At 61.1% G+C, this 24,331-nt stretch carries 21 protein-coding genes; 8 read left to right on the forward strand and 13 right to left on the reverse strand.

What is annotated here, in order from left to right:
- Positions 1–13 precede the first annotated feature (13 nt).
- The 3 genes from PMX60_RS02515 to PMX60_RS02525 all read left to right on the forward strand — a co-directional run bounded on the left by PMX60_RS02515 (position 14) and on the right by PMX60_RS02525 (position 3,927).
- Complete coding sequence (locus PMX60_RS02515; RefSeq protein ID WP_271746763.1) at positions 14–1,813, forward strand: histidine kinase N-terminal 7TM domain-containing protein; 1,800 nt, start codon at positions 14–16, stop codon at positions 1,811–1,813.
- Complete coding sequence (locus PMX60_RS02520; protein WP_271746764.1) at positions 1,810–3,309, forward strand: sensor histidine kinase; 1,500 nt, start codon at positions 1,810–1,812, stop codon at positions 3,307–3,309. Before PMX60_RS02515 ends, PMX60_RS02520 begins: the two co-directional genes overlap by 4 nt.
- Before the next feature lie 159 nt (positions 3,310–3,468).
- On the forward strand, positions 3,469–3,927 hold the full coding sequence (locus tag PMX60_RS02525; protein ID WP_271746765.1) for a response regulator transcription factor: 459 nt from the start codon (positions 3,469–3,471) through the stop codon (positions 3,925–3,927).
- Positions 3,928–4,035: 108 nt separating this feature from the next.
- Here PMX60_RS02525 and PMX60_RS02530 read toward each other — a convergent pair whose 3' ends face one another.
- From PMX60_RS02530 to PMX60_RS02545, 4 genes are all read right to left on the reverse strand, one after another.
- On the reverse strand, positions 4,036–4,878 hold the full coding sequence (locus PMX60_RS02530; protein ID WP_271746766.1) for a hypothetical protein: 843 nt from the start codon (positions 4,876–4,878) through the stop codon (positions 4,036–4,038).
- Positions 4,879–4,958: 80 nt separating this feature from the next.
- Positions 4,959–6,200: an SPFH domain-containing protein gene (locus PMX60_RS02535; protein ID WP_089573532.1), complete on the reverse strand. Its 1,242-nt coding sequence runs from the start codon at positions 6,198–6,200 to the stop codon at positions 4,959–4,961.
- Positions 6,201–6,248: 48 nt separating this feature from the next.
- Positions 6,249–7,571 carry a hypothetical protein gene (locus tag PMX60_RS02540; protein ID WP_271746767.1) on the reverse strand — a complete coding sequence of 441 codons (1,323 nt, stop codon included), beginning with the start codon at positions 7,569–7,571 and terminating at the stop codon, positions 6,249–6,251.
- Between the two features lie 24 nt (positions 7,572–7,595).
- Positions 7,596–8,333 (reverse strand): DUF4428 domain-containing protein, encoded by a 738-nt coding sequence (locus PMX60_RS02545; RefSeq protein ID WP_271746768.1) that lies wholly within the window; start codon positions 8,331–8,333, stop codon positions 7,596–7,598.
- Positions 8,334–8,703: 370 nt separating this feature from the next.
- Between PMX60_RS02545 and PMX60_RS02550 the strand changes: the two genes are divergently transcribed.
- Together PMX60_RS02550 and PMX60_RS02555 are read left to right on the forward strand one after the other, a co-directional pair.
- Positions 8,704–9,186 carry a hypothetical protein gene (locus PMX60_RS02550; protein ID WP_271746769.1) on the forward strand — a complete coding sequence of 161 codons (483 nt, stop codon included), beginning with the start codon at positions 8,704–8,706 and terminating at the stop codon, positions 9,184–9,186.
- A 33-nt stretch (positions 9,187–9,219) separates the two neighbouring features.
- Positions 9,220–10,239 (forward strand): helix-turn-helix transcriptional regulator, encoded by a 1,020-nt coding sequence (locus PMX60_RS02555; protein WP_271746770.1) that lies wholly within the window; start codon positions 9,220–9,222, stop codon positions 10,237–10,239.
- A 181-nt stretch (positions 10,240–10,420) separates the two neighbouring features.
- On the opposite strand, the gene mgtA is transcribed toward PMX60_RS02555, so the two are convergent.
- On the reverse strand, positions 10,421–13,189 hold the full coding sequence (mgtA, locus tag PMX60_RS02560) for a magnesium-translocating P-type ATPase (protein ID WP_271746771.1): 2,769 nt from the start codon (positions 13,187–13,189) through the stop codon (positions 10,421–10,423).
- A 437-nt stretch (positions 13,190–13,626) separates the two neighbouring features.
- Between mgtA and pyrE the strand changes: the two genes are divergently transcribed.
- Positions 13,627–14,310 carry an orotate phosphoribosyltransferase gene (pyrE, locus tag PMX60_RS02565; RefSeq protein WP_006236284.1) on the forward strand — a complete coding sequence of 228 codons (684 nt, stop codon included), beginning with the start codon at positions 13,627–13,629 and terminating at the stop codon, positions 14,308–14,310.
- A gap of 513 nt (positions 14,311–14,823) precedes the next feature.
- Here the strand turns inward: pyrE and PMX60_RS02570 are convergent.
- Positions 14,824–15,378 (reverse strand): MurR/RpiR family transcriptional regulator, encoded by a 555-nt coding sequence (locus tag PMX60_RS02570; RefSeq protein ID WP_050766130.1) that lies wholly within the window; start codon positions 15,376–15,378, stop codon positions 14,824–14,826.
- A 186-nt stretch (positions 15,379–15,564) separates the two neighbouring features.
- On the opposite strand from PMX60_RS02570, the gene PMX60_RS02575 reads away from it, so the two are divergent.
- Together PMX60_RS02575 and PMX60_RS02580 are read left to right on the forward strand one after the other, a co-directional pair.
- Entirely contained in the window at positions 15,565–16,101 is a 537-nt protein-coding gene (locus PMX60_RS02575) for a PTS sugar transporter subunit IIA (protein WP_006235238.1), read from the forward strand.
- A 236-nt stretch (positions 16,102–16,337) separates the two neighbouring features.
- Positions 16,338–16,895: a hypothetical protein gene (locus tag PMX60_RS02580; protein WP_271746772.1), complete on the forward strand. Its 558-nt coding sequence runs from the start codon at positions 16,338–16,340 to the stop codon at positions 16,893–16,895.
- Between the two features lie 469 nt (positions 16,896–17,364).
- On the opposite strand, the gene PMX60_RS02585 is transcribed toward PMX60_RS02580, so the two are convergent.
- The 7 genes from PMX60_RS02585 to PMX60_RS02615 form a co-directional block, all read right to left on the reverse strand.
- Positions 17,365–18,033, reverse strand: a complete 669-nt coding sequence (locus tag PMX60_RS02585; protein WP_271746773.1) for an HAD family hydrolase — start codon at positions 18,031–18,033, stop codon at positions 17,365–17,367.
- A gap of 123 nt (positions 18,034–18,156) precedes the next feature.
- Entirely contained in the window at positions 18,157–19,191 is a 1,035-nt protein-coding gene (gene hypE, locus PMX60_RS02590) for a hydrogenase expression/formation protein HypE (RefSeq protein ID WP_271746774.1), read from the reverse strand.
- Positions 19,192–19,275: 84 nt separating this feature from the next.
- The gene (hypD, locus tag PMX60_RS02595) at positions 19,276–20,388 is read right to left on the reverse strand and encodes a hydrogenase formation protein HypD (protein WP_271746775.1); all 1,113 of its coding nucleotides are present in this window, start codon (positions 20,386–20,388) and stop codon (positions 19,276–19,278) included.
- Positions 20,388–20,648 (reverse strand): HypC/HybG/HupF family hydrogenase formation chaperone, encoded by a 261-nt coding sequence (locus PMX60_RS02600; RefSeq protein WP_022094793.1) that lies wholly within the window; start codon positions 20,646–20,648, stop codon positions 20,388–20,390. The genes hypD and PMX60_RS02600 overlap by 1 nt, the downstream gene beginning before the upstream one ends.
- A gap of 134 nt (positions 20,649–20,782) precedes the next feature.
- Complete coding sequence (gene hypF / locus PMX60_RS02605; protein ID WP_271746776.1) at positions 20,783–23,254, reverse strand: carbamoyltransferase HypF; 2,472 nt, start codon at positions 23,252–23,254, stop codon at positions 20,783–20,785.
- A gap of 117 nt (positions 23,255–23,371) precedes the next feature.
- Positions 23,372–23,884: a nickel-responsive transcriptional regulator NikR gene (gene nikR, locus PMX60_RS02610; RefSeq protein ID WP_197032176.1), complete on the reverse strand. Its 513-nt coding sequence runs from the start codon at positions 23,882–23,884 to the stop codon at positions 23,372–23,374.
- 1 nt (position 23,885) lies between these two features.
- Entirely contained in the window at positions 23,886–24,134 is a 249-nt protein-coding gene (locus tag PMX60_RS02615; protein WP_006235225.1) for a hypothetical protein, read from the reverse strand.
- Between the last annotated feature and the right edge of the window lie 197 nt (positions 24,135–24,331).

Genomic DNA, 24,331 nt, shown 5'->3' on the forward strand with positions numbered 1-24,331 from the left:
CAGGCTCCTCGCCATGCCGCGATTCCTTGTTGGCATAACACATCAGGTGTACCGTTACCGCGTCTTTGCTATCGCCGGCGCCATCACCGCGCTGTTCCTCATGCTTTTGGCAGTCTTGCCGGCGCTGTTCGCCTTCGACCCCAAGCTTTCCAACGCCGTGCCCGCCTATGGCGAGGTGTCCGAAGAGGTCGTGGATGCGCTCGTCCATTCGAGCTCTCTCCCGCTGCTTGTTGCCGCAATTGCATTTTCGATCTGGGGCGTATCGGTCTATCTGCGCTGTTTGGACTATGTGTTGCGCCGCCGCCTTGTTGCCGTCGCCACCATCTGCGCCCTGTGGATGATTGAGGTCATTCTCAAGTACAAGTCGTTCACGCCGGTCTATGCCACCGTGCTGTGGTACCTGTACTACGTGCCCATGACGCTCATTCCGCTGCTCTACCAGTTGTGTGGTCTGCGCCTTGCGGGCCTGGAGCAACACCGCCTGGGTCGCCGCTACCGTGCTGCGCTGTGGCTTGTGGCCATCCTGCTTATCGGATTTGTGCTCACCAACGATTTTCACCAGCAGGTCTTCCACTTTGACCGTACAAGCGACATCTGGAGCAACGATTACACGTACGGCTGGGGTTATTTCGCCGTCCTCGTGTGGACAGCCTTTGACTTCGTGGCCTTTTTTATTCTGGTTGGTCGGTCCTCGTCCTTTCGCATCCAACGTTTTTCAGGCACGGCGGCGCTCGTGCTGCTGGGTGGCGCTTTCTTTGCCATCTCATATGCTCTGCGTGTGCCCTGGGCATGGAGGCTCAACTTTTCGCTCGTCTATTGCGTCTTGTGCGTGGTGGCGATGGAAATCTGTCTCGATTGCGGTGTCATTCCGTCGTATCACGGCATCGCCGGCATCTTCGACACCTTGCCGCTTGACCTCAAAGTTCTAACGCGCGACCTGCAGGAAGTCTATGCCACGCCGGTGTCAAAGCCAATCCCAGAGGGCGTGTGCGAGGAGTTGCGAGTTCAGGAGCACGGGCGTGCCCATGCCTTTGCTGTGGCGTCCGATCCCGACGTAATGTACCGTGCCTTCCCGCTGCTGGGCGGATCGGCCCTGCTTGCCCAAGACGTGTCGGACCTCAACGAGCTTAACCGTGAACTGGCACACCGTCGCATGGAGCTGCAGCGTCAAAACGAGCTGCTCGCTGCCGACTACGACCTTAAGACGCACCTGGCAGATCAAGAGGCCGAGACCTTGCTGGTCCAAGACGTGGACCAGGCGCTTGCCCGCGCGCTCGAAGGGATGTACGACCTGCTGAGTTCGCTGCCGCCGTTGACCGACGAAGCGTCTTCGCACGAGCGTTACCGCATGCTGCAGCGCGCCAAGATGCTCGTTGCCTATTGCAAGCGCAAAGGGTCGCTCACGTTGGCACAGCACGGGGAGAGCGGTTTTGACCGCGACCGTATTCAGCTCATTGCCAACGAGCTCGCAAGCGACCTGCGCACCATCGATATCGATTGCGCCTCGATTATCGCCATACGGCGCCCGATGCACGCCAGTACGGTAAGCGCCCTGTACGACTGCGTGTATGACTTTGCGTTTTTTGCCTACACCACCGACCATCCGGCACTTATGTATCACTTGGGCGACCATGACCGATGCAGTGTCGAGCTGCGCGCCACGCTTTTTTCCAACGATGATGCAGATCTTTCGCAGACGCCCGCTGCGCAAGAGCTCGAAAGCGCTCTGCAAGGGCGCAACGTGGCATACCGCCTTGAGGGCGAGCCCGGCCAGCTGCGCATGATCGTCTTGATGCCGAGGGCGGGTGAGTGACGATGCAGATTTCGCTCATCCTTCCCCAAATCGTTGCGCTCGATGTTGTCTTTGCCCTGGCTGCGTGTCTGCAGACGATCCACGTCCAGCTCATTTCATCGCGCCGCTCGTCCTATAACCGTAAGGTGATTTGTGCCTACGAGGCGAGCCTTGTGCTTCACCTAGTTATTTCGGCGCTCATCTTGTTCGCGTCGTCTGGCTCATATCTGGTGGCGCCGCTTGACGTTTGCGCCAGGGCAATGGGCGGAGCGCTGTGGCTCAATGCCGTGATCTTTGCCTACGGCGTGGTGCTTATGGTGCGCTATCGTCGCCCCGTCATGCTGGTCGAGCTGCTGCTTGTTGTCACCGTTACACCGCCGGTGGTTTTTGCCATGGGCTCGGCGTGGACCGTTGTCCTTATCGCAGAGGGAGCGTTCTTCCTGTTCCGTTCCATCGCGGCGCTCTTGATGGATGTCCGCAACCGCCAGGAGGATATCACCATGTTCTCGACGATCGAGACCATCAACGTGATTCCCGTGGGCATCCTGTATCTGGACCCGAGGGGCCGTCCGCTGCTCATGAACCGCTGCATGCGCAAAAACCTGGTGGAGCTTCATATGCCCACCGACCTAGGCGATATGAGCGGTACATGGAACGACCTGCGCAAACTCAGCATGCAAATGCCCGAAAGCAGCAGGAACCGTGTGCGGATTAATCTGGACCGCTTTGGTGAGGCGCGCGTTGTGGTCGAGGTTTCTCCCGCCGAGATTCGCTTGTTTGTGCACGATGACGTTATGGTTTCGGGCCGCCTCTTCGAGCGCATTATCGGTCTGGATGTAACAGAGTATGCGCATGCCCATGATCGCCTAGCGCAAGCCAACCACCTGCTTGAGCTTGCGGGCCAAGAGCTCCAAGCCCAGATCGAAGAAGTCAAAAAAGTTGCTGACAATGCGGCCTATCTGCGTATGCGCGCTCGCGTGCACGACGTGATCGGGCAGCGCCTGTCCATTCTCCATCGTTATCTGGAGGAAGGGCGCCTGGATGACGAGTCACTCGAGCAGATCGACCCGCTGCTGCGCTCAATCGCTGCCGATCTGCGCAGCGGGGGCGACACCGAACCGGCAGAGCAATTGGGCGATATCGTCCATGCCTTTGGCCTGGTGAGCGTGCAGATCGATGTGGAGGGCGAGCTGCCAAACGACGCGCGTGTCGCCGTCGCATTTTTGCAGATCATTCGCGAGGCCTCGACCAATGCCACCAAGCATGCGCAGGCGCATCGGGTCCATGTACGCCTGTGGCAGGAGGGGACGGATGCTGACGCCGTCGCGCGCATGACGATTTCTAACGACGGGTCCCCGGCCCCCGTATCGTATCGCGAGGGAACGGGTATCCCAGGTATGAGGCATGTCGCGCAAGATCTGGGTGGCAGCCTGGAGGTCCACGCCGCCCCGCCCTTTACGCTTGCGGTATCCATTCCGCTTAACGCCAGCGACACGTCCCAAAGGAGAAGCTCATGATCCGCGTGTTAATTGTCGAAGATCAGGCCATCCTGCGCGAGAGCCTGGCGCGCTCCGTTGGCGACCAGCCCGATATGACCGTCGTCGCCGCGATCGCTGACGCTTCCGAGGCCTTGGGTGTCGCGCTCAGGGAGCGCCCTGACATGATACTGATGGGACGTGTGCACCGAACACGATTCAAACGGCATCGTGGCGGCGGCGCGCATCAAGGAGCAACTGCCCGAGTGTCGCATCATTATCATGACCGGCATGCCCGAGATCACCTTTGTCGATCAGGCCCGCGAGGCGGGCGTCGACAGCTTTGTGTACAAGAACGTCGGTATCGACGAGCTGTTCGCCGTGATGCGCTCCACGCTGGCGGGCTACTGCACGTTTCCCAAGCCGCCCGAGAGCATTTTTTCGGGCACGGCAGCCCTCGACGATGTTGAGCTGTCGATTTTGCGCCTTGCCTGCGAGGGCAAAAGTCGCCGCGAGATCGCGGCCGAGCTGTTTATGAGCGAGGGCACCATCAAACGCCGCATCTCGGAGATTCTCAATAAGACCGGCTACGACAACATCATGCGCTTGGCCGTGCGCGCAGTAACGGAGGGCAGCATCGTTCCCAACATGGAGCGCTAGCGCTCGTTACGCATCGGCATAAAGCGGCGGGGCCGCAGGATCAACTCCTGCGGCCCCGTCTGGTGTGCGCGGATGTGTCCGCCAATCCGCGGCTATCGGTGTCTGCCGTTACGCGATGGTTGCGCTGTAAGAGGCGACGTCCTCGTAGGAATCGGTCAGGTAGGCGTCGATGCCGATGGTCGTATTGACGAGGTCGTCAAGGCTGTCGAGCGTGCCGTTCGAGAACGTGAATTCCTCGGTGGCGCTGGTGCCGGGCATCAGGTTAGCCGAGAACCAGGGTTCCTTCATAGTGCCGTTGACGTTGGTCTTGCCGGAAGGAGCGTAGAAGGTCAGGTCCTTGTCGCTCTTGTTGGTGATGTTGACGACAAAGCCGATGTCGCCCCAGTCGTCCTTGAATTTCTCGGTGATGGTGATGGTGCACAGATCGTCATCGGCGACGGTGACGGCGGGGGAGATTTCGACACTCTGGACGTCGTCGTCTTCGACGGCCTCATCGACCTCTTCTTCCTTCTCGGCCGCCTCGCGATCCTTCTTCACCGTGCCGGACAGATCCTTGTCGGACTTGGTGAAGATAAGCTTGTCGCCTTCCACCTCAAGGACGAGCTTGTCGTCCTTGAGCTTCAGGTCGTGCGACTCATCTTCGGCGGTGATCGTTACGGTGGTGGCGTCCTTGGCTTCCCATTTCAGGTCGGCGACCTCAAGGAACATATCGAGGGCGCCTGTGCCGTCCTCGTCGAGGATCAGGACGCAGTTGAGGCCCCACTCCTTGAGCATATCCATGTACTCATCGGTGAGCTCTTCGCCATCCAAGGTTCCACCCGAGTACTGCCAGCTGCCGACGAAGTTGGCCTTGGGGTCCTTGCCGCCGCCGCTGCAGCCCGTCAGGGCAAAGGCGAGCGCCAGGACGCATGTCAGAAATGCGAGTACGGGCTTTTTGAACGTTGTCTTCATGGTGTCCTCCTTCATCGAACGAAACCCATAGAAGCAAATGCGGGGGTGGCGGATCCCCCGCCAATTACCAGATAGAGGGGCTAGGGCCGGGGCGTTCCGCAGTTGCTGCAGAACTTGCCGCCGTTTTCGCTGCCGCAGTTGGGGCAGAACCACTTTGCCGGTGCCGGGGCGGGTGCGGGACTGCCGCACTCGGAGCAGAACTTGCCGGTGTTGGTGGCGCCGCAGCTGCAAGTCCACGTGCCGGCCGCAGGTGCGGCGGCGGGAGCCGGTGCGGGGGCGGGAGCCGGAGCCGGCTGCGGGGCGGCCTGCTGCTGTGCCTGGCCGGCGGCGAACAGCTGGCTGGCGTTCATGCCGCCCATGCCACCTGCCATGCCCATGCCCATAAAGCCTGCCATCGCGCCGTTGGGGTTGGCGGCTGCCGCGCGCATCGCATCGCTCTGGGCGCTGGCGATGTTGGCTGCCGCCATGGTGGGATCGCGCATGACCGCTGCTTTCTGCAGGTCCTTGATCATCTGCTCGTCTTCTTGCGAGGCGGCGATGGAGTTGACGCCAAAGCTTACGATCTCAACGCCGCGCAGGTCACGCCAGTCGGCAGAGAGGACCTCGTTGAGCGCGCGGGCGAGCTCGGTGGTGTGGCCGGGGATGGCGCTGTAGCGGATGCCCATCTCCGAGATCTTGGCAAAGGCGGGCTGCAGGGCGGTGAGCAGCTCGGACTTAAGCTGGCTGTCGATCTTGTCGCGCGTGTAGCTATCGGTCACGTTGCCGCATACGTTGGTGTAGAACAGCAGCGGGTTGGTGATGCGGTACGAATACTCGCCGTTGCAGCGCACGGAGATGTCGACGTCCAGGCCAATGTTGTTATCGACCACGCGGAAGGGCACGGGCGAGGCGGTGCCGTACTTGTTGCCGATGATCTCCTTGGTGTTGATGAAGTAGACACGCTGGTCCTTGCCCGCGTCGCCGCCAAAGGTAAAGCGGCTGCCGATATTGGCGAAGGTCTCCTTGATGGAATCGCCCAGGTTGCCGCTAAAGACGCTCGGCTCGCTGCCGGTGTCAAAGACGAACTCACCGGGCTCCAGCGCGACTTCGATGATCTTGCCGTTTTGCACCACGAGCATGCCCTGGCCGTCGTTGACGGCGATGACCGAGCCGTTGGAGATGACGTTGTCCTCGCCGCGCGTGTTGGAGCTGCGGCCGCCGGTGCGCTTGCTGCCCTTGCAGGCCAAGACGTCAGCGGGCATCGATTCGCAGTAGATAAATTCCTTCCACTGGTCGGCCATGACGCCGCCGGCAGCACCCAATCCAGCTTTCAAGAGTCCCATGGTGATCTTCCTTTCTCGTCAAAGGCCGGGTGGTATTGGTCAGGATGGTTAATCGTCCTTGTCGTCCTTCATGACAACGGTGGTCTCGGTGTGGCTGAAGGCGTCGTGTTTCTCGGTCAGGTCGAGCTCGCCACAGTAGCAATCGGCGTGGGTGGCCTCGTTGGCCGTCTTGAGCTGGCCCACCAGCAGCACGTCTGCGATGACCACGATGATCAGCGGCGCGACGATGTTGATGAGGATGCCCTCGATATCAAAGGTGAGGTAATCCGGATCGAAGGCGTTCTCACCCATGAAGAGGATCTGGGAGAGGACAAATCCGATCACAAAGAACAGCACCGAGGCGATAGCGAGCTTGGGCTTGGAGCAAGGAAGCTCGCCGACCATACGGCCGGTTTGGCCGTTCATGGCAAACAGGTAGCTCTTGCCGTTCCACGAGGTGGAAAGCATCCACACGGGGAACAGGGCATAGTCGCTGTCTTCCCAGGTGTAGTCGAGCTGCTTGCTTTCGACCGTGGCATCGTCATATTCGTCGACGACGGTTTCGCGCAGGGCCGAGATCGTGCTTTCCTCCATGCGGCGTTCGGCGCGCGCCTTGCAGGTTTCGCAGTCCTCGTCGTAGCGGTTGGCGATGTAGCCGGGCATATACGCGACCGAAAACGGGCGCAGGGCATCGTAGTCAAACGGCTCGATGGCGTCCATGTGGCCGTCGGGCATCTTGGACGATCCGTCGACGGGCACGCGCTTAAACGAGATGTTTCCCTTGCGGTAGGCGTCGTAGTGGTCGGTGGTCGTGACGGTGCGGTCGGATTCCTCGGTCACGGTCTTGTTGGTCGCATCAAAGTACACTTCGCCGTCCACGCGGGCGCCGTAAAGCCAAAACGGCACGTAGACGCCTTGGACTTCGTCGATGTGGTTGCCGGTGACAAAGCTCTTGGGCAGCAGGATCTTGCCCTTGTAGTGCTCTTTGAGCGCGGCCATAACGTCGTCGCGGCCGAGCTTAAACGGAATCACCAGGTCGGGTGAGAAGTCGCCCGAGAGCTGACCGGGTGCCACGGCGGGGTTGCCGCAGTACGGGCAGGTGGTAACGGCGACGGTGCCATCCGAGATTAGCTCGGCGCCGCACGACGAGCAGATGTAACCGGCGTTTTGAGCCAGCTCCTGCACGGCATCGTCGGCAGCAGGCTTGGGGGCCGCGGCTGCGGCATCGGCTTTGGCATCTGCCTTGTCCTGGCGCTCGCGATAGAGGGCCTCGACTTCTTCGACTTCAAAGCGCGAGTCACAGTAGTCGCAGACGAGCTTTTGCTCGGCGCTTGCAAAATGCAGGGGGCCACCGCAGGCAGGGCACTGATAGTTAACGCTCTCGAAGGCCATGATCGGTCCTTTCGCTGCCGGAGGCTATGCGCCGATGGCGCCGCCGCAGTATTCGCAGCGCCCACTGGCATCGGGAATGGTGGTGGCTCCGCAGAAGGGGCAGGTCACCGCGGTCTTGGGGGCCTTGGCGGCCACGACGCTGTCGCGCGTCTCCTGGCGCAGCTGCACCAGCGCGTCGCGGACCTCGGTTGCCTGGCGCTTGGCCTCGCGATATTCGATGGAGCCGCGCTGATCGATGGTGGAGTCGTTCACGCGCAGGTTGATCTCGGTAAAGTACGGCGTGTTGACGTGGATGGTCAGATTAAAGTCGTAATCCAGGTCGTAGCGCGGCGGGTTGTAGCTCTCGCGCTCGCCGTCCTTGGTCTCGCGATAGATCTCGGTGCGTTGCTCGTCGATATCCATATCGCAGCCGAGTACCTGCGAGAACTCGATGATGTCGGGATTGGCGTCGCGCCAGCGGCTCTGCGAAGTGATGATCAGCAGGCCCGCGTCTTCATCGAGCAAAATATTGGTGCGCCCGGCAGAAAGCGTGCGCGTGGGGTTGAACGAAGACAGGCGCTCGGCGTTGGCCTCGCGGTAGGCGAGTTGCTCACGGATATCGTCCGCGGTGCTGGAGCGATAGCCGTGAAAGTAGGGGGAGAGCTTGCCGGCGCACTCTTTGCACAGGTAGCCTTCATTGATTTTTGTCTTACCTAGAAGTCCCAGCTCGGTACCGCAAATCGCGCACTCTTTCTTCTCGAACATCTTGTCAAAGAAGCCCATGGCTGCCTCCCATCAACAGGTAGCGTGTGTCACTTTTGATGATGGGGGAGTGTGCGATTCTTCGCGATACCCAGACGGCTCAAGGAGTCTCCACAACTGGGACACATGGCCCATTTTTTGATTGGACGCCGGGGACACTCTTCGGCCACTCATTGGGGACGTACTTAAATGAGTGGTAGTTGGGGACACTCCTGGCCGAGCTAGAGATCGCGCGCGTCCCTTCTGGTCCATGCGGCTCAAAATCGCGGCGTGATGTGGACGGCTGGGGTCGAATTGGCAACATTTCGAGCGTGGCTTCGATATTGAGACTGGTTCTTTATTAAAATAGATTTCCAGACAATTGAGCGGCTGGGGGTTAACCATGAGGGGCATGGGAGACACAACTGCATATTTGCGTCGGGGCATTCGGGAGATTATATGCCTGGCGCTGTTCTTCTTCACGTTTTTGGCGTGCGAGTATCTTTTTGATGTGCGCATGGCCGAGTTCGTGTCTCCGAACGAGGTCGTTATTTATGAGAGCCTTGTCATCGGCGCGAGCGTGATTGGCTTTTTTGTGCGTCCCATTCTGTACTATCGCCGTCCCCATGCTATCGACGCAACGAGTGACGTCACGGGCGTTTTGCTGGTGGCGGCATTGCTGCTGTTGATTATGGCGGTTCAGGTTGAGGTGGTAATTGCCGGCGGTTTGGTGGCGTGCTGCGCGCTGGGCTACTGCGGATCGACTGCCTACGCAAACTTTGCACGGCGCTTTGCGCGAACGCCCTGCTTGGCGCGCGCCGCCGCACTTTCTTACGCCATGGGCGTTCTGGTGCAGGTTCTCAACCACATGGTGATGCCTGCCGGCATTCCTTAGCAGGCTGTTCTGGTTGTCTGTGCGATCGCGCAGGTGGCGTTGCTCCACGGTGCCCGACGCGCCAAGCTGCGCGACGAGTCCGACCCCAACTTTGAACCCAGTGCTGCCGGGCTTTCGGTAGATGCTCTGGAATATGGCGCCAAGTGGCATGACGATCCCGAGGCAAAGGCGGCATTCCGTCGCGCCGTAGTTCGCCTGACCGTGGCGACGGCGTATCTTTCCAGCGTATTCGCCGCTCTCAACGCGGGCTTCACGACCTTGCATGCTGTCGGAGCCGTCGATTTGGGCGATTGGCCGCGCCTGCTGCTTGTCGTGAGCTCGTTGGTCGCTGGCGCACTATTTGACCTGCACGGCCGCTCGTATATGAATATCGGCATGACATGTGCCGCCATACTGTCCACGTTTTCGTTCTTTGTGCTTATCGTCGACGGCAATGGTGGCAACGAGCTCGCTGCCACGATCATTTTTTATCTGGGCTCGGGCTTTTTCGTGGTGTTCTTTACCACAAAATATGCCGCCGTCTCGCTCTATGCGCGCTGGTCATATTTTTGGCCGTGCATGGGTCGCGTCGTCAACAACGTGTGCTCGATGCTCGTGACGGCGCCGGCGGTGGCGATTATCTCGAGTCAAAACGTGCTGGCTGCGGTCGGTGCGGCGCTCGTGATGTTTGTGGGCATTGCGATTACGCTGCTGGGGCAGTTGGGGCAACGAGCCGATGATGCCGTGATGCAGGATGGCCTGCCGCTTGCCACCGACGATCTTGGTGGGGATCTTGCGCCCACATGCTTCGACCCCGAGCCCGTGGAGGCAGCGGAGCTCACGTCCGATGAACGCCTCGATGCCTTCGTCGCCACCTTTGGGCTTACAGAGCGCGAGCGCGATATTCTTGAGGTCTTGGTCGTTTCGGACCAGAGCGTTCAGGACATCGCCACAACGCTTTTCCTTTCGCGCTCCACGCTCTATCGTCACATTTCCTCGATCAACAAAAAGACCGGCACCGCCTCGCGTGTAGCCCTTATCAACTTCTTCTGGTCCTGGACACCCAAGGACTAGCTAATCTCCCAATAAGTCGCGGTGGAATAGTCCCTAAATTAAAGTCACGGGGCTTTAAACAGGAACTATTCCACCGCAACTGCTGGGGGGATAGACTGCGGCGGCGGCAGAGGCAACGGCAGCGGCGTTGGTAGCTGTGGTAGTGGCAACGGCAGCTGGCAGGGTGTTTTCCGTCTTCTTGCTACAGCAGCTCGCCGTGGCGGGCAATGTAGCGGCGCTTTGCCAGTTGGGTGAGCGCGATATAGGCGGTAACGATGCCAATGAGCAGCCCAAAAAAGCTCGTGGGCAGCGGCATGAGGCCGAGCGCATCGGCGATGGGGCTTGCCGGCAGCCAGGTGACGAGCGCCAGACCCAGCACGGTGAGAACGCACAGTGCGGGCGCGGCGTGGTCGCGCGGGCTCGGCAGATGCGGGGAGCGCAGCATGTGGACCACGAGTGTCTGCGACCACATGGACTCGACAAACCAGCCGCTCTGGAAGAGTGCGGCAAAGGTCGCCATACCCGCGACGTCGCCCGCGGCGGCAAGCTCGGGCCAGCTTGCGTCCACGGCGGCGGGGCACACGACAAAGAAGAGCGCGGCGAAGGTCACGATGTCAAACAGCGAGCTCACGGGGCCCAGCTCGAGCATAAAGCCCTTGATGGACGCGGCGTCCCAGGCACGCGGGCGGGCAGTCCAGGCGTCATCGACGGTGTCCCACGGCAGCGCGATGCACACGATCTCGTAGACCAGCGACAGCAGCACCAGCTGCAGGGCGCTCATGGGCAAAAACGGCAAGAACAGGCTCGCGACGGTCACGGACAGCACATTGCCAAAGTTGGAGCTCACCGTGGTCTTGAGGTACTTGAGCAGGTTGCCGTAAGTGCGGCGGCCTTCGATGATGCCGCGCTCGAGCACGCCCAGGTCCTTCTGAAGCAAGATGATATCGGCGGATTCCTTGGCAATATCGACGGCCGAATCGACCGAGATGCCGCAATCGCTCGCACGCATGGCGGCGGCGTCGTTGATGCCGTCGCCCATAAAGCCCACGGTGTGGCCGAGCATCTCGCGCATGACACGTACCAGGCGCGCCTTCTGCAGCGGCGAGAGCTTGGCGAAGAGGTGGGTTTTCTCGGCGCGCTCGGCAAGTTCGGCGTCATCGAGCGCATCGATCTCGGAGCCGAGCAAGACGTTGCTCGCATCGATACCAATCTGCTCGCAGACGGTGGCGGCGACGCGGTCGTTGTCGCCGGTTAGGACCTTGACCGCCACGCCCTTGGCCTCGAGGGTGGCGACGGCGCCCGCGGCACTTGCTTTGGGCGGATCGAGGAAGGCCAAAAAGCCCATCAGCACCATGTCGCACTCGTCGGCGATGCCAAACTCGCCCACGCAGCGCGGATTGGTCTTCTGCGCCACGGCAATTACGCGTAGGCCCTCGGCGTTAAGTCCGGCGATCTGCTTGCGAATCTGGGCGAGCTTCTCGTCGGTGAGCGGCTGAGCGATGCCATCGATCTCGACAAAGGAGCAGATCTCGAGCATTTCCTCGGCGGCGCCCTTGGTAACCATCTGGGTTTTGCCTTGGGCGTCGGCGACAACTACGCTCAGGCGACGGCGCGAGAAATCGAAGGGAACCTCGTCGACCTTGGTGTAGCGGTCGCGCAAGCTCTGGCCCAGCATGGAATCGGGTGCGACGGTCGAGGGTGTCACATCGGCACGGTCGATTACGGCCAGGTCGATAAGATTTTTGAGGCCGGTCTGGAAGAAGCTGTTCAAAAACGCATGGCGCAGCACGCGCGCGTCCTCGTTGCCATCGGTGTTGAGGTAGCGCTCGAGCACGATGCGGTCTTCGGTGAGGGTGCCGGTCTTGTCGCAGCACAGGACGTCCATCGCTCCGAGGTTTTGAATCGCCGGCAGCTCCTTGACGATAACCTGGCGACGGGCGAGGTCCTTGGCGCCCTGCGACAGGCTCGTGGTCACGATGACGGGAAGCATCTGCGGCGTGATGCCCACGGCCACGCTCGTGGCGAACAGCAGCGCGTCGATGACGTTGCCCTTGGTGGCGGCGTTGATGGCAAAGACGGCCGGCGCCATAACGAGCATCAGGCGCACCAGCAGCATGGAGACGCTCGAGACGCCGCGGTCAAACGCGCTTTTTTCGCCGCGCCCGTTGAGCATCTTGGCGATGCCGCCCAGGTAGGTGTCCGAGCCGGTGGCAACGACAAGCGCCATGGCGGCGCCGTTTTGCACGGAGGTGCCGGTAAAGACGATGTTCTTGCAGGCAGAGAGTGGCAGTGCGGAGCCGTCGGCGCCCTCGACGACGGTGACGGCGGTGGTCTTCTCGACGGCCTCGCTCTCGCCGGTGAGTGCGGACTCGATCACAAACAGGTCGCGCGCGGTGATGATGCGGGCGTCTGCTGGCACCATATCGCCGGCAGAGAGGCGGATTACATCGCCGGGGACGAGCTCGTCGAAGGGGATCTCGATGCGCCCGCCGTCGCGCAGGGCGGTGCAAGTGTTGGAGACCAGGTCCTTGAGGGCCTCTGCCGCATTGCCGCTGCGGGCTTCCTGGATAAACTTCATGCCGCCCGATACCAGCAGCATGGTGCCGATGACGATGACCGTGGAGGGGTCGCGCTGCGGTTCGGGCACGGCGAGCACGTCGATGTAGAGCGAGACCAGTGCGAGCGCGGCGAGGATGCCGGCGAAGGGATCGATGAACGCGTCGGCGATGCGGCGGGCGAGCGTTTTGGTCGTTGCCTCGATGGTGTTGGGGCCGACGGCGTTCAGGCGCTCAGTTGCCTGCTCGACGGTGAGGCCGTTTGCCGTGGCGTCAAGCAGTACGAGGGCGTCCTCGGCACTATGGGTGGTGGCGAATATGGTGTTCTTGGACAGGCCGGTGTGAGCGGCAGGGCGCTCCGCGCGGCGGCGCTTGGAGATGGCTTCGAGTACCGTGGCGGTTTTGAGCATCAGCATAGGGTCCTCCTTGTTGAAGGGAGTTAGCGTACGTGTCGTATTGAGTTGCAAAAAACCTAGATGTCGCTCACGTCATGCTCACGAACCACCACAAAGGGGACAGGCACCTTTGTGGTGGTTTTGACAATCGGTTGGTGGCGCTTATGCGAATACGGAGTCCTCGCGGCGTGCCGAGGGCGACATGCAGGTTTTTCGACTATGACTGCCTTCCATGGCACACCTCCTTATGGACGGGCGCGGCGCGCTTTGGGTATCTCGTACCCGTTTCAATCCGCCCGTATTCTTGATGAGGGGGTTCGCCGTGTCAACCCCATTGTTCGGAAAACCGTTGCCCCTGACAAAGCCTTTACAGAATGCCGTGGCCTCAAAGCGTACCCGCATCGACGCTTCGCCTGCGCTAAACTGGAAGCACGTACGCGATTACGAGAGGAGCCCGCATGGAGGCTTACAAGCAAGAGTTCATCAAGTTCATGGTCGAGTCCGACGTTCTTAAGTTCGGCAGCTTTACGCTCAAGAGCGGCCGTCAGTCCCCGTTCTTTATGAACGCCGGCGCTTATGTGACGGGCTATCAGCTCAAGAAGCTGGGCGAGTATTACGCCCAGGCCATTCACGATAACTTTGGCGACGACTTTGATGTCCTGTTTGGACCGGCCTACAAGGGTATTCCGCTGGCCGTCGTGACCGCAATTGCCTACCACGAGCTGTACGGCAAGGAGGTCAAGTACTGCTGCGACCGCAAGGAGGCCAAGGACCACGGTGCCGATAAGGGCAACCTGTTGGGCTATGAGCCGCAGGACGGCGATCGCGTGGTCATGGTCGAGGACGTTACCACCAGCGGCAAGTCCATCGACGAGACCTATCCCAAGGTTAAGGCTGCTGCCGACGTCGAAATCAAGGGCCTCATCGTGTCCCTCAACCGCATGGAGGTCGGCAAGGGCGGCGTGACCACCGCGCAGAAGGAGATCGAGGCAAAGTACGGTTTCCCCGTCGCGAGCATTGTTTCCATGGCCGAGGTCGTCGAGACCCTCTACAACCACGAGATCGACGGCAAGGTCGTCATCGATGACGAACTCAAGACGGCCATCGACGCCTACTACGAGCAGTACGGAGCTCGGGAGTAGTTACGGCGTTTTACCAAACGCCGTAACAGCTCGACGCTGCGCGGGCCGCATTTGGACAATCTGACGTTCAACTTCAAGGGCGCGACCAGAAGGTCAGCGCCCTTTCGTTTCACGTCACCTTGTCACAAATGCGACCCGCTCGCTGGCGTTGCCAAAACATCGGCGTTGCCGTGGTAGTCATTGAGGACGTTCTTGTTTGACTGGTCGTTTAAGAGCGTCCCCAATGACTACTTAGGAATGAGCGTGGATAATCTCCCGTTTTTGGCCCCCGTGTGGGCTCAAAGTGGGAGATTATTCACGCTCGTTGGATAGGTGTCCGAAAATCAACGCTCATTCGGTTGGCGCAGGGGCAAGCTGTTTTCCGCTGTGGTGCCACATGTGAGCCTGGCCTCCTATGCCAGATTCTAATAACGAGTTTACGGAATAAATAGTTATTAGAGCTGAAATGGCCGACCTAATGACGAGAAGTCGTTATTAGGTCGGCCATTAGTCATTGGGGACGTTCTTAAATGACTACTTGAGCCCGGGCAGGCGGGCGTAGGGAAACGAGTGCTCTAGGAACTCGGAGCAGCGGGCGTAGTCTTTGGCGAAGTAGCTGCTGTAGAGCGAATCGAGCACGTATTGCACGGCGATGTGGCTCGCGAACTGCGTGATGCGATGCGTCATGCTCTCGTGGTCACTCACCGTGAGGTAGGCGGCAAAGCCAGGGTGAATGCGTGCGCAATGAGGCGTGCCGATAACGATGACCGGGACATGCCGACTGCTGAGGATCGGTAAGATGTCCTTGAGGTTGGGGGCAAGGCCGCTGTAGGAGATGGCGATTGCCACATGGTCGGGGCCCGAGGCGAGCGCCGTGCACACCTGGGGTTCGATATTGTCGTGGCACGTCGCGCTTTTACCGGCGGAGAACAGGCGATCGCGGAACATTCCCGCTGGATAGAGATTGTGCGAGCCCGTGTAGATGTCGACCTGTCGGGCGTTCGCGATGAGTTTGGTGGCGTGGTCGAGCTGCGTGGGGTCGAGCAGCTCCTGCGTCTCGGCCAGCGTGTTCTGGTAGAGCCCCTCCATGCGCTCCATGACCTGCGCAGGCGATACTCGGCTTATCGACCCGCGATGCAAAGGAGATGCTCATCCCACGAGCACTACCGGGAAGGGCTTGCGATTCGAGCCCTCGCCTTAGTATTTTGGCCATTTGGCACTATAATTACTGTAGGCATGCGCACAACGTTGCGCTTAATCAAGAGGAGAAAACGTATGGGTCTGTTTGACATGTTCAAGAAGAAGGCTGAGCCCGCGGCTGTCGCTGCTCCGGCCTCCATCTCTGCTTCTGCTGGCGCCGACGTGCTGTGCTCGCCCGTCAAGGGCAAGGTCATCAAGATGGCCGACGTGCCCGATCCCGTCTTTGGTGGCGAGGTTCTGGGCAAGGGCTGTGCCGTGTGGCCCGAGGACGATCTGGTCTACGCTCCCTGCGACGGTAAGGTGACCGTCACCATGGGTCACGCCGTGGGTCTGCAGTCCGATAGCGGCATCGAGGTTCTGGTGCACGTTGGTGTCGATACCGTCAACATGAACGGTGACGGCTTCGAGGGCTTCGTCAAGGCCGACGACGTCGTGAAGGCCGGCCAGCCCATACTCAAGATCGACCGCGCCAAGATCGCTGCCGCCGGTTACAAGGACTGTGTCGTCGTGGCCGTGTCCAACACCGCCGAGTTCGCCGACGTCGAGCTTGCCGTTGAGGCAGAGTCCGCCGTCGCTGCCGGTGATGCCATCGTCAAGGTCGTCCGCAAGTAAGCTGCGGCATCCAAAGGATGTGCAAGGGTGGTCGGGTTATCCGGCCACCCTTTTTATTGCACCGCGGGGAAGCGTTATATTGCACGTTGGGCGGGCTTGCAAACCGTTCGGATGCTAAAACGAACCGACCGCGCCTTCGCGCTGCCGAGAGTGTTCATAAGTGGATAGTATGGGCTTACTTATTACAACGTGCGCCGTGTCTGGGAAGCACGGTGCCGCTTATTGGGAGGAACAACATGAAAAAGAAGCCGCTGCTTGCGCCCCTCATGGCCGTCTTGGTTGCATGCGTGGTCTTGCTTTCCGGTTGCGGAGGCCCTTCGATCGAGGAACTCATTACCGAGGATCTTACGACGCAGTTTGACGAGGTCAAGAACGGTGGCGAGGACTTCCTCTCTGGCCTAGAGGAGGCTTCGGGCGACGAGTTCGAGCAGCTGGGTATCGATCCCAAGGAGTATGCCAAGACCTATCTCAAGGGCTTTGACTACAAGATCGGCGACGTGACGGTCGACGAGGACAAGGGCGTCGCGACCGCCGAGATCTCTATCACCTGCAAGTCCATGAACAAGATCGTCGAGGACTTCTCCACCCAGTATCAGGAGAAGGTCGCTGCGCTTGACACGGTTCCTTCCGATGACGAGCTGTACAAGATGGCCGGTCAGGTTATGGTCGATGTGACCAAGGCCACCGAGCCCAGGAAGACCACGGTTATCTTCAAGTACACCTGCAACGACGACGGTGAGTGGTCTGCCGACGATTCCGCAACCAACGAGATGATGAATGCGATGATGAACTAGGGGGTTACGCGGTTCTACGAACCGCGTAACCAGTTGACGCTGCGCGCCGCCCAGGACGATAATTTGTCATTCAAAGGGCGAGGCATGACAAGAAGGTCTATGCCTCGCCCTTTTCATGCCAACTTGTTCGTCCTGGACGTCGCTCGCTGTCCGTCCTCTACCTGCGACGTTGCCATTGCTGGGTAGTCATTGGGGACGTTCTTAAATGACGGCAGTTGGGGACGCTCCTTGCACAAGTGTTGCATTGTGGGTGACCGGGAAAATGTGGCCCGGTTTTTGGCCGAATTCCGGGCTGCGGTTTCCGGATGAGATGGGCTGCGGAAAGTGCGACCCGGAATATTGCTCCAAAACGGAATGCAGTTTCCCCGACGCGCCTCAAACGGAAAGCGCATCCCATTCCGGAGCTCCAAAACGGGATGCGCTTTCCGCGCGGAAGAATTGTCGCAGCTGCGTTAAGCAGTGTCGCTCGTTACTCGCCCAGAATCAGCGCCGCTAGCTCGTTCTGGGTGTCCACCACGTAGTCGGCGCCGGCGGACTCCAGCTCTGCGCGGCCGCGGAAGCCCCAGCTGACGCCCGCACTCTTAAGGCCGGCGTTGTGACCGGTCAGGATATCGACATTGGAATCGCCCACATAGAGCGTGGTCGACGGATCGGCGCCTAGCTCTTCCATCACATGCAGCGTAACAGGCGCCTCGGGCTTGGGCGGAAACGCATCGACGCGGCCCTGCACCAGCGCAAAGCGCTCGGAACCAAAATACTTCTCGATAAGCGGAGCCGCCGAGACGTGGTCCTTGTTGGTGAGCACGGCAAGCTGAACGCCCGCGGCGCGTAGGCGGTCGAGCATCTCGATCGTGCCGGCATAGGGGGCGGTGTGGTCCTCCTTGTGCTCGCCGTAGTAAGCCCTAAACTCGGCAAGCGCCTGCTCAAACATGCGGCCGTCGCCCGCATACTCGGCGGGCATAAAGCGCTCAACCAGCTTGAGCATGCCGTTTCCCACCTTGTAGCGGTACTCGTCTACGGCAAACGTGGGCCAGCCGTGCATCTCGCAGGTATGGTTGCCGGCGGCCGCCAGGTCCTCGAGTGTGTTGAGGATGGTGCCGTCCAGGTCAAAGATCACATGGGAAAAAGCTGCTGCCATAAAAACTCCCGTCATTGGGTTTAAAACGCACCCCATAATACTGGGCTTCCGCGTTGGGCGTGCTTGGAATCTGAACATCTCCAGGGGTATCAGGCCGCATCGCGCCGACCGTGTGGTTTCGCCCTAGCAAATCCTCGGCAGCTGTTCTCCCACGAGCATGTCGAGGATGCGGGTCGAGCCCCAGCCGGTGCGCACGCGCACGGCGGGATGGGCGCCCTCGGCAAGTGGCAGCACGCGACCGATGATGGCGGCATTCTCGCCGTAGCGGGCGGCGCGCATGGCGCTCAGCGCGGCATCGGCTTGCTCGGCCGGCACGACGGCAACCATCTTGCCCTCGTTTGCCACCTGCAGCACATCGTAGCCGAGCATCTCGCAGGCTGCCTGCACGTCTGGGCGCACGGGCACATCGACCTCGTCGATCTCCATGGTAACGCCGCTGGCCTGCGCAAACTCGTTGAGCGTCGAGGCCAAGCCACCGCGCGTGGGGTCGCGAAAGCAACGCGTGCCGGGCGCTGCGGCCAGAACGTCGGCAATCAGGTGGTTGAGCGGTGCGGCATCGCTTTCGATCGTGCTCGAAAACGCCAAGCCCTCGCGTTGGCTCATGATGGCGATGCCGTGGTCGCCCAGCGTACCCGATACCAGGATGACATCGCCGGGCTGGCAGTTTGCGCCGCTGAGCGCCACGCCCGCAGGCACCTCGCCCACGCCGGCGGTATTGATATAGACGCCGTCGGCCCCGCCGCGCTCGACCACCTTAGTGTCGCCCGTGATTATGGACACGCCCGCCTCGCGCGCCGTCTCGGCCATCGTCTGCACAATCTGGCGGAGCTTGTCCATGGGATAGCCCTCTTCGAGGATAAAGCCGCACGATAGGTAGCGTACGTTGGCGCCCGAGGTCGCGACGTCGTTGACGGTTCCGCACACGGCGAGACGGCCGATGTTGCCACCGGGGAAGAACTGCGGCGAGACTACAAAGCTGTCGGTCGACATGGCAATGCGCCCGCTCGTGGGCAGCGCGGCGACGCCGGCATCGTTGCCCTCGAGCAACTCGGGCGACCCAAAGGCATCCAAAAAGACCTCATCGATGATGCGTTTCATCATCTGTCCGCCGGAGCCGTGGCCCAGCAAGACAGTGCTATCGGAGACACTATGGGACATATCGAAAACTCCAATCGTGGGTGGAATTATATGGGTGAGGCGCGCCGTCGACTCGTCCGCCGTTCGTTAGAACGGCGGAACCTATTAGCCTCGGTAGCGGAAATATGCTGCGCAGCTGCCCTCGGAGCTCACCATGCAGGGGCCGACGGGATGCTCGGGCGTACAAGCGTGGCCGAACAGGGGGCAGTCGCTCGGCGTAATGGCCCCGCGCAGCACGTCGCCGCAGCGGCACCCGCGTGGCTCGACCGTCGGCTCGATGGGCACGTCAAAGCGCATGCTGGCATCAAAGTGCGAAAACTCGGGACGAATGGCGAGCCCCGAAGCCGCAATCGATCCCAGCCCGCGCCATGTGGTATCGCACGGCTCAAATACCTGCTCGACCAGCTGGCGCGCCACGGGATTGCCGTCGGCATTGACGCCGCGACGGTAGGCGTTGTCGATCGCGGGTTGCCCCTCAACAACCATCTGGACCAGCATGCAGATACCCTGCAAGATGTCGACCGGCTCAAATCCCGTTACCACGCCTGGAGTCTTAAACTCGTCGACCAAAAAGCTAAAGGGCGCCAAGCCCGTGATGGTGGCGACGTGGCCCGGCAGGATAAAGCCGTCGATGGCGGTCTCGGGGTCGTTGGCGATGGCGCGCAACGCCGGCGGCGTGGTCTTGTGGGCGCAATAGACCGAGAAGTTTTGGAGTCCGCGTGCATCGGCCTCCAAAATGGCGGCGGCGATGGTGGGCGTTGTGGTCTCAAAGCCCACGCCCATAAAAATGACCGGGCGATCAGGGTTTTGCTCGGCGATATCGAGTGCATCGAGCGGGGAGTAGACGATGCGAATATCGCGCCCCGCCGCCTTTTGCGCAGCGAGCGAGGTGGATGATCCGGGCACGCGCATCATGTCGCCAAAGGTGGTGATGATGGCGCCGTCTATGTTGGCGAGCGCGATTGCGTGGTCGATGTCGCGGTTGGCGGTGACGCAGACGGGGCAGCCCGGGCCGCTCAGCAGCTTGAGCCCGGCCGGCATAATGGAGCGAAAGCCATAGCGCCCGATGCTCACGGTATGCGTGCCGCAGACTTCCATAAGGTTGATGGCGCGGTCGCCGACAAGCTCATGAATGCGCTCGATGAGCTCGCGAGCCAGCTTGGAATCGCGAAATGCCGAAAAGTCGATACCGGAGCGCGCCGGCTGTCCGGCCGCCACTAGTATGCCTCGGCCGGGTTGCTGGCCAGTTGGTCTTCTTCGGCCAGTTCGGTCATGGCATTAACGAGCTCGAGCGTTTCTTGCGCTTCCTGCTCGTCGACGATCTGGATGCCAAAGCCGGCGTGTACGAGAATATAGTCGCCTACCTGCGCCGTCGGCACGAGTCTCAGCGACACGGGGCGCTCGATGCCCATCATGTCGACGGTGGCCTTGAGGTCGTCGTCGCGTTTGACTACTTTGCCGGGAACGGCAAGGCACATATTGTTCCCCTTTTATACGCTTTGCGCTGGATGGGCGCTTAATAATCCATCAGTTGATGGTAGCGCTCGCGGGGTTCGCGGGCAAACGCGTTACGCCTGTGAGACGGCTGGGCGCGGCGGCGTGCGAGGGCGAGCTACTGTGATGCAATCTGCGCGAGGCGAGCGCGTGCGACTGCCGCCTGACCGTAGGCGATGCAGCCGTCGTTAACGGGCACGGTTTGGGGGACGAGGACAGTAAGGCCTGCGCTTTTGAGCTCGCGGGTGAGGAGTTGAAGCAGAAGTCGGTTCATGAACACGCCGCCCGAGAGCGCGACGGTGTCGATGCCCTCGTGCACGCAGATATCGCTGGCGATGCGCGCCGAGGAGCGCGCGACGGCGACATGGAAGTCGAGTGCGAGCCTGTCGGCGGGCGCTCCGGCTTCAGTTCCTCCCAAAAGTGTCTCAAAGAGTGCTTTCTGATCCAGAACATGGGGGCCGTTCAGCCACGATGGGCCAGATGCGAAATGGCCGGCGTTGTCGTCGGGAAAATGGGCGATTTCGTTGTCGAGCGCGCGCCAGGCGGCAGCCTCAAGCTCGATGGCGGGTTCGCCCTCGTAGGTTGCCTTGTCGCAGATGCCCAGAATTGCTGCCGCGGCATCAAAGAGACGCCCCATGCTGCTGGTACGCGGGCTGTTGATGCCGCGCTCGATCATGGTGGCTGTCACGCTGCGCGTTTGCTCGCCGAGGCTGTCCAAAAGCCGAGCGGCACCTGGGTGCTCGAGCAGGCCGAGCTCACTGAGCAGGGCAAAGGCGTTGCGGCAGGCGTCGCGCACGGAGGCCGCCCCGCCGGGGAGCGCCCAGGTGCGCAAATGCGCGGCGCGCTCAAAGCCGCCAAGGCTGGCAACAAGAAACTCGCCGCCCCAAATGGTCCCATCGGTGCCGGCGCCGGTGCCGTCAAAGGCGATGCCAAGGACACGCGCGTCGGTTGTAAGCTGGCCCGCGGCGATGGCTTCGGCCATTACGCTCGCGATATGCGCATGATGGTGCTGCACCTCGACGAGCGGCAGATTGCATTTTCGCGCCTGCTCGCGCGCCCACTGGCCCGATAGATAGCTGGGGTGTAAATCGCAGGCCAAGGCGGCGGGCGCCAAATCAAAGAGATCTTCCAAGCGCGTGCGCGCAGCGTTCCAGGCATCGAAGGTCCCGCCGTTTTCAACATCGCCGATATGCTGCGACACAAAACAGGTTGCCTCGCCGTTCGTCCCTTCACGCGTGAGCGCAATCGTGGCCTTTTGTTGTGGCCCGCAGGCGAGCACGCAGGACGGAGCGCGGTCGAGCGCCGGCAACGGCAGCGGCTGGGGTGCATATCCGCGAGCGCGGCGCACGGGCATAACGGCGCCGTCAACCACGCGCACCACGGAATCGTCATAGCGCGAGAGAATCGCTCGATCGTTGCCGAGCAGCGCGTCGGCAATGCCGGCGGCAACGAGGCGTTCCCAGGCAAGATCGTCATCGGTCTCGATGGGCTCTTCGCTCAGGTTGCCGCTGGTCATGACGAGCGCGTGCATGCCGTGCGACGCGGCAGCTGCAAGCAGAAGATGCTGAAGCGGGGTGTAGGGGAGCATAACGCCAAGCTCGGGCAGGTCGTGCGCGACGGACGGTGCGAGTACGAGGGCGTCGGGAGAATCGCCGTTGCCCTCGCCAACAGTGCGTCGGCGCAGCAGCACAATGGGACGGATGCTGCCGGCGAGAAGCTCGCGCTCAGCGTCGTCGATATGGCACAGGCGCCCGGCATCGGCAAGACTGCGCACCATGACGGCAAGTGGTTTGTTACTGCGGCGTTTGCGATGGCGCAACTCGGCCACCGCCTGCTCGTTGGCAGCATCACAGGCTAGATGGAATCCGCCCAGGCCCTTGATGGCGACGACGCCACCGCTGGCCAGCAGCTCAACGCAGCGCTCGATGATGGCGTCGCTGGCCTCGCGTGTGGTGCCGACGGCCGGTGTCGCGGACGAATTTCCGCACGCATCGCCGTTCACAGCCTCACGCCACGTAATATGCGGCCCGCAATCAAAGCAGGCATCGGGCTGCGCGTGAAAACGCCGGTCGAGCGGATTGGCATACTCCGCGGCACACTCGGGGCACATGGGAAAACGGTCCATCGAGGTAGCCGCTCGATCGTAAGGCAGCGAGCGGATGATGGTAAAGCGCGGTCCGCAGTTAGTGCAGTTGATAAAGGGGTAGTGATAGCGTCGGTCGGCGGGATCGAACAACTCGCGCAGGCAATCGTCACAGGTGGCGATATCGGGCGAGACAAGTGTGGTGTGCGCGGTCTGGTCCTGCGACGCCACAATGTGAAAGCCCTGCTCATCGGCAGTGCTCCAACCGCCAGGCTCCAAATCCGCAATATCGACTCGCTCAACGCGAGCCGCCGCGGGCGCATGCTCAGAAAGCGCAGCGACAAATCCGTCAACCGCCTCGGCACAAGCGTGCGCCTCGATATGCACGCCGTCGCCCGCATTGAGCACCCATCCGCAAATGCCATGCGCCATGGCCTCGCGATACACAAACGGTCGCATGCCAACGCCCTGCACAATGCCCGTCACATGAATATGCACATGCCGCATGCGACACCCCTCATCAAAACCGACCAAAAAAGGACAGGTTTGTTTTGGTAGGTAAAACTTCTAAACCTGCCAAAACAAACCTGTCCCTTTTTGGCAGGTGCGCTGCGGGAAATCCCGCTACAGCCCCAGGCTCTGCTTGGTGGCGGCGCACGTGAGCTCGCCGTGCTTAACGCCGCGCAGGCCCAGCAGGCGGTCGGCTAGTTCGTAGACGCGCTCGCCGCGACCCTTGAGCGCCAGAATCTCCAAGCAGTTGTGGTGATCCAGATGCACGTGCATGGTCGACACGATCTCGTCGGTGTAGTCGTGCTGCACCTCGTCCAGGCGGCGCGTCAGATCGCCGGTGTGATGGTCGTAGATCATGGTGAGCGACCCGATAACGTGCTCATCGGGCGTGCGCATCTGCTCTTTGGCGATCGAGGCGCGAATCAGGTCGCGCACGGCCTCGGAGCGGTTGGCCACGTCGCCGCGGCGCGCGATCTGTTCGTCAAAACGGCGCAGCAGGTCGTCCGGTGCGGTAACCGAAAAGCGGACCAGCTCGGAGCCGGAGCCACTACAGTGGCAGTCCGCGTCACCGTCCGCCCCGTGCGGGTGCTCGTGCTCGTACCCGCAGCCGTGCTCGTGTTCGGCCACCTTACACCAGCTTCACGGAGCCGACGGAGTTGTGGTCGGCCTCGATGGCTTCCTCGTAGCCCTCGAGTGCGTCGTGGGCCTCGTGCAGCGCGGCCATGGCGGCCTCGAGCTTGGCGCCGATGCGCTCCATGTCAAAATTCTCGGTCGCATGCAGCAACTGATGGCTCCATTCGTGAGCGAGCTCGATGGTGTCGTCGACCTGCTTGACGCTCATGGCAAGCTGGCTCATGTTCATTCCAACATCATGCATGGGAAATCTCCTTTTGTATGGGGCAGTTCAGTGGTTCAGATTTTACTACGCCCGCTCTGCGCGCAGTTACATAAGAAAACGGGTACGAGTCTGTGCGACCCGCACCCGTTCACTGGGGGCTGTTTGTGACTACCATACTATCCGCGGTTGCACTCGGTGCATTCAGAAGTCCGGCGAGCGGCGTAAAAGCGCTCATG

This window comes from Collinsella aerofaciens (assembly GCF_028206995.1).
Classification (GTDB): domain Bacteria; phylum Actinomycetota; class Coriobacteriia; order Coriobacteriales; family Coriobacteriaceae; genus Collinsella; species Collinsella aerofaciens_AQ.

Coding starts and splice junctions, on each gene's coding strand:
- PMX60_RS02515 (WP_271746763.1), top strand. CDS start 14: ATGCCGCGATTCCTTGTTGGCATAACACATCAGGTGTACCGTTACCGC.
- PMX60_RS02530 (WP_271746766.1), bottom strand. CDS start 4,878: ATGAAGACAACGTTCAAAAAGCCCGTACTCGCATTTCTGACATGCGTC.
- PMX60_RS02535 (WP_089573532.1), bottom strand. CDS start 6,200: ATGGGACTCTTGAAAGCTGGATTGGGTGCTGCCGGCGGCGTCATGGCC.
- PMX60_RS02540 (WP_271746767.1), bottom strand. CDS start 7,571: ATGGCCTTCGAGAGCGTTAACTATCAGTGCCCTGCCTGCGGTGGCCCC.
- PMX60_RS02545 (WP_271746768.1), bottom strand. CDS start 8,333: ATGGGCTTCTTTGACAAGATGTTCGAGAAGAAAGAGTGCGCGATTTGC.
- PMX60_RS02550 (WP_271746769.1), top strand. CDS start 8,704: ATGGGAGACACAACTGCATATTTGCGTCGGGGCATTCGGGAGATTATA.
- mgtA (WP_271746771.1), bottom strand. CDS start 13,189: ATGCTGATGCTCAAAACCGCCACGGTACTCGAAGCCATCTCCAAGCGC.
- pyrE (WP_006236284.1), top strand. CDS start 13,627: ATGGAGGCTTACAAGCAAGAGTTCATCAAGTTCATGGTCGAGTCCGAC.
- PMX60_RS02570 (WP_050766130.1), bottom strand. CDS start 15,378: ATGGAGGGGCTCTACCAGAACACGCTGGCCGAGACGCAGGAGCTGCTC.
- PMX60_RS02575 (WP_006235238.1), top strand. CDS start 15,565: ATGGGTCTGTTTGACATGTTCAAGAAGAAGGCTGAGCCCGCGGCTGTC.
- PMX60_RS02580 (WP_271746772.1), top strand. CDS start 16,338: ATGAAAAAGAAGCCGCTGCTTGCGCCCCTCATGGCCGTCTTGGTTGCA.
- PMX60_RS02585 (WP_271746773.1), bottom strand. CDS start 18,033: ATGGCAGCAGCTTTTTCCCATGTGATCTTTGACCTGGACGGCACCATC.
- hypE (WP_271746774.1), bottom strand. CDS start 19,191: ATGTCCCATAGTGTCTCCGATAGCACTGTCTTGCTGGGCCACGGCTCC.
- PMX60_RS02600 (WP_022094793.1), bottom strand. CDS start 20,648: ATGTGCCTTGCCGTTCCCGGCAAAGTAGTCAAACGCGACGACGACCTC.
- hypF (WP_271746776.1), bottom strand. CDS start 23,254: ATGCGGCATGTGCATATTCATGTGACGGGCATTGTGCAGGGCGTTGGC.
- PMX60_RS02615 (WP_006235225.1), bottom strand. CDS start 24,134: ATGCATGATGTTGGAATGAACATGAGCCAGCTTGCCATGAGCGTCAAG.